This is a genomic window from Listeria innocua (assembly GCF_028596125.1).
GTDB lineage: Bacteria > Bacillota > Bacilli > Lactobacillales > Listeriaceae > Listeria > Listeria innocua.
Map to the genome: position 1 here is coordinate 2,772,481 of NZ_CP117229.1, position 10,093 is coordinate 2,782,573.

12 protein-coding genes are annotated in these 10,093 nt (G+C 36.2%); 1 reads left to right on the top strand and 11 read right to left on the bottom strand.

All coding sequences use genetic code 11. From position 1 onward, the window contains the following. From rhaM to PQQ29_RS14410, 5 genes are read right to left on the bottom strand one after another with little or no spacing between them, the layout of a single operon-like run. On the bottom strand, window positions 1–315 hold the full coding sequence (gene rhaM, locus PQQ29_RS14390; RefSeq protein ID WP_003764521.1) for an L-rhamnose mutarotase: 315 nt from the start codon (window positions 313–315) through the stop codon (window positions 1–3). Window positions 316–327: 12 nt separating this feature from the next. Continuing rightward, complete coding sequence (rhaD, locus tag PQQ29_RS14395; protein ID WP_003772730.1) at window positions 328–1,149, bottom strand: rhamnulose-1-phosphate aldolase; 822 nt, start codon at window positions 1,147–1,149, stop codon at window positions 328–330. 12 nt (window positions 1,150–1,161) lie between these two features. Continuing rightward, window positions 1,162–2,424, bottom strand: coding sequence for an L-rhamnose isomerase (rhaA, locus tag PQQ29_RS14400; RefSeq protein ID WP_003772729.1), 1,263 nt, complete (start codon window positions 2,422–2,424; stop codon window positions 1,162–1,164). A 12-nt stretch (window positions 2,425–2,436) separates the two neighbouring features. After that, a complete protein-coding gene (rhaB, locus tag PQQ29_RS14405; RefSeq protein ID WP_003772728.1) occupies window positions 2,437–3,888 on the bottom strand; it encodes a rhamnulokinase in 1,452 nt (483 codons plus the stop codon). Between the two features lie 18 nt (window positions 3,889–3,906). Then, complete coding sequence (locus PQQ29_RS14410) at window positions 3,907–5,175, bottom strand: MFS transporter (RefSeq protein WP_003725797.1); 1,269 nt, start codon at window positions 5,173–5,175, stop codon at window positions 3,907–3,909. Window positions 5,176–5,297: 122 nt separating this feature from the next. Here PQQ29_RS14410 and PQQ29_RS14415 point away from each other — a divergent pair, with 122 nt between their 5' ends. Then, a complete protein-coding gene (locus PQQ29_RS14415) occupies window positions 5,298–6,278 on the top strand; it encodes a helix-turn-helix domain-containing protein (protein WP_187983801.1) in 981 nt (326 codons plus the stop codon). 50 nt (window positions 6,279–6,328) lie between these two features. Here PQQ29_RS14415 and PQQ29_RS14420 read toward each other — a convergent pair whose 3' ends face one another. From PQQ29_RS14420 to PQQ29_RS14445, 6 genes are all read right to left on the bottom strand, one after another. Continuing rightward, window positions 6,329–6,790: an ASCH domain-containing protein gene (locus tag PQQ29_RS14420; protein WP_003764528.1), complete on the bottom strand. Its 462-nt coding sequence runs from the start codon at window positions 6,788–6,790 to the stop codon at window positions 6,329–6,331. A 54-nt stretch (window positions 6,791–6,844) separates the two neighbouring features. After that, window positions 6,845–7,465 (bottom strand): RNA-binding cell elongation regulator Jag/EloR, encoded by a 621-nt coding sequence (gene jag / locus PQQ29_RS14425; RefSeq protein ID WP_003764678.1) that lies wholly within the window; start codon window positions 7,463–7,465, stop codon window positions 6,845–6,847. Then, window positions 7,462–8,325, bottom strand: coding sequence for a membrane protein insertase YidC (gene yidC / locus PQQ29_RS14430; RefSeq protein ID WP_010991489.1), 864 nt, complete (start codon window positions 8,323–8,325; stop codon window positions 7,462–7,464). Before yidC ends, jag begins: the two co-directional genes overlap by 4 nt. A gap of 40 nt (window positions 8,326–8,365) precedes the next feature. After that, window positions 8,366–8,725: a ribonuclease P protein component gene (gene rnpA, locus PQQ29_RS14435; protein WP_033533737.1), complete on the bottom strand. Its 360-nt coding sequence runs from the start codon at window positions 8,723–8,725 to the stop codon at window positions 8,366–8,368. A gap of 89 nt (window positions 8,726–8,814) precedes the next feature. Then, window positions 8,815–8,949, bottom strand: a complete 135-nt coding sequence (gene rpmH / locus PQQ29_RS14440; protein WP_003718062.1) for a 50S ribosomal protein L34 — start codon at window positions 8,947–8,949, stop codon at window positions 8,815–8,817. Between the two features lie 167 nt (window positions 8,950–9,116). Next, window positions 9,117–9,587 (bottom strand): ubiquitin family protein, encoded by a 471-nt coding sequence (locus PQQ29_RS14445; protein ID WP_033533736.1) that lies wholly within the window; start codon window positions 9,585–9,587, stop codon window positions 9,117–9,119. Window positions 9,588–10,093: the final 506 nt, after the last annotated feature.

The window sequence follows — 10,093 nt, forward strand, 5'->3', positions numbered from 1 at the left end:
TTATGCTAAATAGAAAACTTCTTTTAAATCAACCGCGACCGGGCTATTATTAGGATTTGATTTCATGATTGGAGCCATATATTTCCACCACTTTTGACAAATTTCTGTTTCTGCTATTTTGTCATAAATGGCTTTATCCTCGACTTCCACATAAGCAAATAATGTATCCGTTTTTTCTTCTAAAAATATCGAATAATTAGCTGCTCCATGCGCTTTTAAGGCCTCTTTCATTTCTGGCCAAAGTTCGTCGTGTCTTTTTTTATATTCTTCTTGATTACCAGGATATAAATACATAATAGATGCCACTCGTTCCATTATTCTTACCTCCTAATTATTTAAATAACCTGCCTTTGCTTCAACGCCAAATCTTTCACCCAGTGCTTTCAATTGTTCATCTGTAATCGCTTGTTTAATACCGCCTTGTGACATCACAATAGTATAAACTTCTGCTGCTTTCTCGGCGGTTTCAATTAATCCAAATGTTTCATCCATTGATTGTCCCGCACCATAAATCCCGTGATGAGGCCAAACGATTAAACGATTTTCCTTCATTTTTTCTGATGTAGCTTTTCCAATGTCATTCGTACCAGGAACCAGCCAAGGAATAATCCCAACACCTTCTGGAAAAACGACTAAACATTCTGTACACATTTGCCATAAAGTTCTTGTAAATGCTCGTTCAGTCAGCTCATGTGTAAATGTCATCGCGAGCAAATGAGTAGCGTGACAATGCATAACAACGCGGTTTTCCGGATCAACAGAAAGTCTTGCAATGTGACTCATAAAATGCGCTGGAAGTTCGCTTGTTGGTAGTCCGCCGTCTGTGTAGCCCCACAGCAAATGAACTGCTTTCCCATCTTCACTTACTTGAATTACACCTAAATTAACAGCTGGAGCTTCTTCAACATTTTTAAAATATTTACCCGAACCAGTCACCAAGAAATATTTACCAGCGAGCTTTTCGCCATCAAAGTCCATTGGAATTGTGCGGATAATTTGTTTTACATCTAAATATTCCACAACTTCTTTTTCATCCAACAAATAAGTGATATTGCCACCGTTTCTTTCATCCCAGCCTAACCGGTATAAATTTGAAGTAGTTTTTGCCATTTCCTTAATAAAATCAGCATCAAGTATATCCTTTGTCATCGTCACTATCTCCTATCTTTTTAGTAATACATCTTTCTCATAAGCTTTTACTTCCTTCAACCAGTCAAGACCAACTGGGACACCATTAATTTCACAGAAGTAGTTCCATACATCGCCAAATGGGAAGTCTTTTAATTCTTCTGTAATTGCCATACGAGATGTAAAGTCATTTTCCAGTTCCATTTTTTTCAAATCAGCTGTAGGTTCTAAAAGGGCTTTAAGTAATGATTTTTGCGTATTTCTAGTCCCAACAACCCATGCAGCAATTCGGTTGATTGTTGCGTCGAAGAAATCAAGACCAATATTTGTAATTCCGAGTAAATCATTGCGCACCAATTCGCGACCAATTTCAATTAATTCATCATCCATAATCACCACATGGTCACTATCCCAGCGGACTGGACGGCTCACATGTAACATTACACCTTTACTGAAAAGTGCTAAAGAAGACAATTTATTAGAAATAACTTCAGTTGGATGGAAATGTCCCGCATCCAAGCAAATCAATTTGTCCCGCGTAATTCCGTAACCCATATAAAATTCATGCGAGCCAACTGTATAAGCCTCTGCGCCTAAGCCAAACAACTTACTTTCTACAGCTTCTTGGGTATATTTTTCATCTAATTTTTCTGCAAAAACTTCATCTAAAGCTTCCATCAAACGTTTTCTCGGGGTGTAGCGATCAATCGGGCAATCTTTTATACCATCCGGCACCCAGAAATTATTAATACTTGTTTGACCAAGTTCTTTCCCAAAGTACTCAGAAATTTTCCGCGAGCGTTTCCCGTGCTCTATCCAAAAATCGCGAACTTCTTTATCTGGTGAAGCTAAAGTATAATTATCTTTAAACATTGGATGTGAAAAGAAAGTTGGATTGAAATCGAGCCCCAATCCTTGCTCTTTCGCCCATTCTACCCATGGAGTGAAATGTTTAGGTTCAATTTCATTTAAATCTACTTTTTCATCTGTATCTACGTAAATTGCGTGTAAGTTAAGTTTATGTTTTCCGGGAATAAGTGAATAAGCTTTTTCCAAATCTTGGCGTAATTGCTTAGGAGTATGAGCAGCACCCGGATAATTCCCAGTCGCCATGATTCCGCCTGTAAGTTCGCCGTCTGGATTTAAGAAACCTTTAACATCATCGCCTTGCCAGCAGTGCATCGAAATTTTAATGTCTTTCAGTGTTTTAAGTGCTTTTTCCGTATCAACTCCAATTGCTTGATAACGTTCTTTCGCCACTTGATATCGTTTACTAATTTCTGTTTCTTGTCCCATTCTAAAAGCCTCCTAATTAAATTCAAGTACCTTAGTAAATCTTTCTTTTATTTCCTCAAATCTCACATCGCCACAAGAAAATTCGCCAATTTCAAATGAATTTCGAATAATTTTTCTTCCTGCACGCATGGATTCGATTTCACCCTGATTAATCATTTGTACAACTAAATTTCCAATCGCCGTTGCTTCTGAAGGTCCCGCAAACACTTCTATCCCTGCAAGTTTAGCTGTTAATTGATTTAGCATAGCTACATTACTTCCACCACCGACAATATAAAGTTTTTCGATTTTCTTACCAGTAATTTCAGTCATTTTTTCCAATTCTAGTGCATAATAGAGTGCTAGACTTCCATACACACAATTTGTCAGTTCGCCAATTGTCTCCGGTACAGTTTGTCCAGTTTCTTGGCAATACAATTTAATCTCATCCACCATGTTTTCCGGGTTATTAAACCGCGCATCATTGACATTAATAATTTGCTTGAAATAAGGATAATTACTCGCTTCCTCAGCCATCTCAGCAAAACTATGCTTATAGTCGTCCATGCGCGCAATTTCTTGAACAATCCAAAGTCCCATAATGTTTTTTAAAAAGCGATAAGTTCCATATGCGCCCCATTCGTTCGTGTAATTTTCTTTAAAAGCTGCTTCGTTATTAATTGGCGCGATTAGCTCCATCCCTATTAGCGACCATGTCCCGCTACTCAAGAATGCCCAGTTTTCTCCTTCTGCCGGAGTTCCCACCACTGCCGAAGCTGTATCATGTGTTGCCACTGTCACTACATCACAATTAGGAATATCGTACTCCTCTAGCCACTCCGCTTTTACTTTACCTAAATACGTCCCTGCATCCGTCAGTGGTGCAAATTTTTCCACATCAATGTTCAAATGCGAAAGTAAATCCTTATCAAATAATTGTTCTCGCAAATTAAGCATTTGAGTAGTCGATGAATTTGTTGTTTCTGCCACCTTAACTCCCGTGAGCACATAACCAATATAGTCAGGAATCAACAAAATTTTCTCCGCTCGTTCTAGTAAATTCCGCTCTTCCACGTACAGCTGGTATAGAGTATTTAATTCCATAAACTGAATACCTGTTTTTTTATAAATATATTCTCGTGGATACTCACTCGTTAAATTCTGCACCGCATTTAAAGTTCGTTTATCACGGTAACTAATTGGGTCTGCCAACTTTTCTCCGGAAGCACCTATCAAAACATAGTCAACGCCCCACGTATCAATTCCAAGCACACATTCCGAAATCCCCAGTTGTTTTACTTTTTCCAAGCCAATAAAAATTTCCTGCATCAATTGATCAATTTCCCAGCGTTCGTGCCCATCTCGGTACGTAAAGCCATTTTTAAAACGGTGGATTTCTTCTAATTGTAATTTTTCATTCACCAATTTTCCTAGAATTAATCGACCACTTGATGCACCAATATCTACTGCAACATAATGTTTCACTGGTCTAGCTCCTTTTCTTTAATCAATTGTATTTCCGTAACGTTCCTTCGTAATATCATCAAGTGATCTGCCACGTGTTTTCGGCGCCCAAATTACACCAATTAAAAGCGACACTGTAAGTAAACCAATCATGATTGTACCCGCCACAGTAAAGCCAAGATTCGCCAAGATCACTGGGAAAACAATCGACCAGACACCTGTACTACCACGAACTAAGAAAAACATCACACCTTGAACCCCACCACGATATTTTGTTGGAAAAAGTTCTGTTGACCAAAGTGCGTAAAAAGCTTGTGCACCAATCCCTGCTGAAATACCCCATAAAATAACAAATGTCCATAAGCCAACCCAAGACATTCCAACAAAAGTAAGTACAACCCAAGAGGCAACTGCCATTAAAGCCCCTACAAAAAACAACCCACGATGACTTACTCGATCACCAAATTTAGCAAAGCCAAAGTATGTAGAAGCTGCTGTGAGTATCCATAATACAGCTTGCAATAAATTCGCTTGTGTATTAGAAAGACCACCCACCGTTTCATATACAAACGGCATAAAGAATCCCATTGCACCTGCTACTAAATTCCAAAACAAGTACACACCCACTAAGAAAAGTACTGATTTTACATTTACCATACTAGAAAATGCTGTTTTAAAAGGATGTTCCAAACGATTACCACTTTCTTTCATTTTCACTTGCTCCGCTTCCCAGTCCTTCGACTCCTCTAATTTACGTTGCAACTGCCAAGCCACAAACGCTACAATCAATAAAGATAAGAAAAGTAAGCGGTTACCTAAAAGTCCAAGTGGAGATACAATAATTCCTAAAGTAAAGATAATTGCTGGCCCACATGACCAAGCAAATTGAGATATACCAATATTTCTAGCTCTTATACTAGGGTCCGCCATTTCAGAAATATATGTCCATGAAGCCGGAACTCCAGCCCCAACAGAAAGACCTGTAACTAAAAATCCAATTAATAGCATTGGGAAGTTCATCGCAAACATAATGATTGTAACCCCAAGCATATATACCAACATGTTATACGTATAAATAAATTTCCGTCCATATTTATCTGCTAAATGACCACCAATAAGTGCGCCAATTGCAGAACCAAACGCATTTGCGCTCACCGCCCCAAGTAATCCCACTGCAAAACTGCTAAGTCCGAATTGTGTTGCCCACAAAGTTAGTCCACTTGCTCCCGCTACAATACATCCAGAATCTAAATAGTTCGTCAAAGATACCGCTATCGTTCCTTTTTTACTTGTACTCGATCCAGCCATTCTTTTAACCCTCCTACTTATTTTAGTTAAGCGCTTACTTTATATTAAACAATTAATGATTGCGCTTTACAATATCCTGTGTTTATAATTAAAGTATCAAATTTACAGAAGGAGATTGTGAAATGGAAGCGCTTAACAAAAAATTATTTCGTCTAAATTCAAAAGAAAAAATCCAAAAAAGCACTGGCACTTTTGTTCCCGATTTACCCAATGGATCCTTTTTAAAAGAGAACGGCAGCATGGAATTATTAAACGATTATTTCTTCAAAAACAAAGACATTTATATAAGCAAACACAACCGATTTGCGGACTATCCTTATCATACACACCAATTTCTTGAGCTAAATTACATGTATTCAGGAAGCTCCGAACAAGTCATTGAAGGAAATAAAGAAACTTTACATGAAGGAGAACTTTTACTTTTAGACAGCGGCTGCCACCATTCCATCAAAGCAACAAGCGAAAAAGACATTCTCATCAACATCCTTTTCCGTGACCAACAAATCAGCCTAGAATGGCTAACGAGTATAAAGAAAAAAAACAGCCTTCTATTCGACTTTCTTCTTCATTCCAGCGTAAGCGAGCAATCTTTAAAGAAATATATTATTTTTCAAAGTGCGCAAATTCCGCATATCCAACAAATTTTAAACCAAATTATCACGGAATATTTTTTAGAAGAAGAATTTTCATCGCGAATTATCACTCTCTATTTACCAATCCTATTCACTGAATTAGTCCGTAAATGCGATACATACTTAGCTGATGATCTTACCAGCGCACAATCAAGCACCACTTCCACCATGCTCGAAGTCATCAAGCTGATAGAATCCAACTACCGGACAATCACACTAACAAGTGCCGCGGATACATTAGGTTACAATAAAAATTATCTCAGTAACTTTATTAAAAAAAATACCAATTTCACTTTTACCGAACTAGTCAATAAACAAAAAATGCTCGCAGCAAATCTTTTAATCGAAACCACTTCCACTCCAATCGAGTTGATTATTGAAAAAGTTGGCTTTAGTAACAAGACTTACTTTTACTCCTTATACAAAAAAACATTTAATCTTTTACCCAACGAAGTGCGCAATAAAAAATAAGAGTACTGCATTAGTCGCAGTACTCTTATAAATGTTTCACGTGAAACATTCTATTTATAAACAACCTCAAACTCTTCACAAACCACCAAAGCATCTTCTTCAAATGGAATTCCAAGCTCGTCGCATTCATTCGTGAAAAAGGAAGTATGTACTTTACGCCAATATTCTAGCGATCTGTCACCTTCTCCTTCCAAATAAGCAAATGTTTCAGGTACTTCATTAAAAGGCATAATCTTGACTCCTATTAACTTAATAATACCCATCGCTTCTTCTTCACCATCTAAAAGAACGACGTGCGAACCAACTGAAGGCATTGGTTCCAAGCCCTGGTCATACCAATAAAACAAGCTGCTAGTCCCTGTTTTAATTCCATTCATAACAAGTTTACCAAGTTCATCCGCCATACTAGGAGAATTTCCGAACGCCCAAGCTTCAAACTTATTTGAGATTGTCGGGTTTTCTGCTCGATATTTCTGCCACATTACATTAACTGAATTCTTATATATTGTCACTTAAGTCTCCTCCTAAAAAAAAGACTGAGATTCCTAAAAACCTCAGTCTTAGCTTTATTTTTTCACTGGCTTAATCACAATATAACGATAAGGATCGCGTCCTTCAGAATGCGTTTCAATTTGTTCATTCTCGCTTAAAATAGCATGAATAATTTTTCTTTCAAATGAAGGCATTGGTTCTAAATGAACTGCGCGCTTCGTTTTAAGAGCTTTATCCGCCATTTTATTTGCTAAAAGTACTAACGTTTCATGACGTCTTTCACGATAGTCCCCTACATTAACAATAATGTTTTTGTATTGGCTCGTTGTTTTATTAGCAATTAATTGTGTTAAGTATTGAAGTGCATTAAGAGTTTGTCCATGTTTGCCAATTAGCATTCCTAGACTTTCACCTTTAATTTGCAACTTCACATCTTTTCCAACTTCTTCTACATCAATCGTGATTACTGCACCCATCTTGGTAGCAACATCTAAAAGATAATCAATCGCTACTTGGATACCATCTTCTTTTTCAATTACTTTTACCATAGCTAGTCTTGAACCAATTCCGAAAATACCTTTTTTACCTTCGTCTAGAACTTCTACTTCGACCTTGTCGCGTGTTGTTTCTAAAGTCGCTAATGCATTTTGGATTGCTTCTTCAACATTTGAGCCTTGCGCAGTTATATCTCTCACTTTCTTTTCTTACCTCCTTTTTTGGAAGCTTTCATGTTAGCTGCTTTTTTCTTCAAACGTTCTTCTTCAAGTTGAGCAGCCGCCAGCGCCTCCTGTTCACGTTTGTTTTTAAAAGGATTATTTATTAAAAGTGTTTGGAATACGGTGAAAATGTTACCGATAATCCAGTATAGAGCAAGTGCAGAAGGTAATGTGATACCCATAAATAGAATCATTACTGGCATGATATAAACAATCATCGCCATTGATTTATTTTGCTGTGTTTGCCCCATCATAGAAATTTTTGATGATAAGAATGTTGTTAGTGCTGCTACGATTGGTAAGATATAATATGGATCTGGATTTCCCAGCTGCATCCATAAGAATGTATCTGTTTTAATTTCAGCAGTTCTACTAATCGCTTGGTAAAATCCTAGTAAAATAGGCATTTGTATCAATAATGGTAAACAACCCATCATTGGATTTACACTATTTTCTTGATATAGGCGCATTGTTTCTTGTTGTAATTTTTGTTTTGTTTCATTATCTTTAGACGAGTATTTTTCTTGTAGTTCTTTGATTTTCGGTTGTAAGCTGGTCATAGCTTTTTGGCTTTTCAGTTGTTTGATCATTAAAGGCATAATTAGTAGTCGAATTAAAATTGTAACGACAATAATTCCGACTGCATAATTTCCCCCGAATAAATCGGAAAACCATGTAATAACCCAAGATAACGGAAACACGATGTAGTGACTCCAAAATCCAGTTGAATCTTTTGTAATTGGATCAGTTGAATAGCCACAACCCGAAAGTACAGCTACTAATCCGATTACAAGACTTGCGATGAGCAACTTCTGTTTGAATCGCTTTTTCTTCTTCAAATTGATGTAACCTCCAATTTCGCCTTTTTCAAATTTCCACTCATTTTGAATTGTTTGGTTTTTGTTTTAAAACACGCCCTACTTTTAAAACATGAATCAAACTTTTCTTAACTTCATGAAAATCCATATTGGCCGCCGGTTTTCTGGCGATGATAATATATTCATTTTCAGGATTGATTTGGTCTTCTAATTCATGGAATGATTGTCGTATGTAGCGTTTAATTCGATTTCGACAGACAGCGTTTCCAATTTTTTTACTAACGGATAAACCAATTCGAAAATGACTTGCTTCTTCTTGCTTTAAAGTATAAACAACAAATTGACGGTTAGCAAAAGATTTTCCTCTTCGGAATACTTTTTGGAAATCGTCATTTTTTTTAATTCTATATTTTTTTTTCATACATTCTCCATCTTCTTACATATCTTAGTATAAGGCCGTTTGACTCAGAGATTTTTCAAAAAAAAAACCACTGAGTCGTTTTCAGTGGTCTACGCAGATAAAACTTTTCTTCCTTTACGACGACGACTTGCTAAAACTCTACGTCCGTTTTTAGTACTCATACGCGTACGGAAACCATGCACTTTTTTTCTTTTACGTTTACTTGGTTGATATGTTCTTTTCATTAATTACACCTCCCATGAAAGGGTCCAATCGAATTTATCTATTAGACAGTCTTAGATATTGTACGTGAACTGGTCATTTTTGTCAATACTATTTAGACGAATTTCTATTTAGACTCCGTTCACTATCATATCATATTTTTATAGAGAGAAAAACCATTTTTCTAAATTTATTGTGTCAAATAGATATATTTTTCTCTAGTAGTATCCGGAATAGCTATTTTACGTCCAGAAACCTCTACTAAATATCGCGCAAACTCACCAATTTTCTCAAATTCAGCAGGATATTCAAAAATTAGTTTTTCCTCTATTAAATAATTATCGACATAATGGCTCGTTTCAGGCTGAAAAGATAAAAGTCCTTCTATAAAACGAATTACTTTGGTAAATTTCGGAATTTCCTGCTCTTCTTCTAAATCAGTAAAGTGAAAAAACATCGTGTAAACATGATTTTTTTTAATATTTACGGAAAAAGCTTCTTTATTTATATTACTTTTCGCAAATACTTTAAAATCATCAATTTCTGCTGGTTCCCGTTTGTCGTGAATAAGTAAATAACCAAACACGTCATCAATGTTCCCGTTTTGTATAACTCGGTAAAACTCTGTATCTCTTGTTTTCAAAAGCCGTTGAAATATCATTTTTCACAACCTCATCTTTTGTCTTTTTTTTTCGTATTCTGCTAAATAGTTTAACACATTGTCGCAATGAAATCCTTTCCCAGAAAGTGTGGATAAGTAGTTAATAACGGCTTTTTATTGTGGATAACCTTTTATTTAAGTTTAAACTTATACACAATTAGTGGTTATTTACACACATTGACTTGTGGATAATTAATTCTAACAATTTCGTTACAGATTTCTTTACACACAAGTTATACACAAGTTAACTGGCTGTGGACAACCGTTTTTCACATCTGGACAGTTTTGTGGATAGATTTTGTAAGTCCTTGCTATCAGAGTGATTTTCTGATATTATAATTCCTGTCGAATAGAAATATAGCTGGGGAAAAATAAAGTTATCCACAATGCATTTTCACTTTGTGGATAATTTTTTAACAGTGTTTGGATAACCTTATCCATGGCTTTTTCTATCTGTGGATAACTTTAGAGCATCCATTTACATTACACAAAAAAGGGGGTTACTA

Coding starts and splice junctions, on each gene's coding strand:
- rhaM (WP_003764521.1), bottom strand. CDS start 315: ATGGAACGAGTGGCATCTATTATGTATTTATATCCTGGTAATCAAGAA.
- rhaD (WP_003772730.1), bottom strand. CDS start 1,149: ATGACAAAGGATATACTTGATGCTGATTTTATTAAGGAAATGGCAAAA.
- rhaA (WP_003772729.1), bottom strand. CDS start 2,424: ATGGGACAAGAAACAGAAATTAGTAAACGATATCAAGTGGCGAAAGAA.
- PQQ29_RS14410 (WP_003725797.1), bottom strand. CDS start 5,175: ATGGCTGGATCGAGTACAAGTAAAAAAGGAACGATAGCGGTATCTTTG.
- PQQ29_RS14415 (WP_187983801.1), top strand. CDS start 5,298: ATGGAAGCGCTTAACAAAAAATTATTTCGTCTAAATTCAAAAGAAAAA.
- rnpA (WP_033533737.1), bottom strand. CDS start 8,725: ATGAAAAAAAAATATAGAATTAAAAAAAATGACGATTTCCAAAAAGTA.
- rpmH (WP_003718062.1), bottom strand. CDS start 8,949: ATGAAAAGAACATATCAACCAAGTAAACGTAAAAGAAAAAAAGTGCAT.
- PQQ29_RS14445 (WP_033533736.1), bottom strand. CDS start 9,587: ATGATATTTCAACGGCTTTTGAAAACAAGAGATACAGAGTTTTACCGA.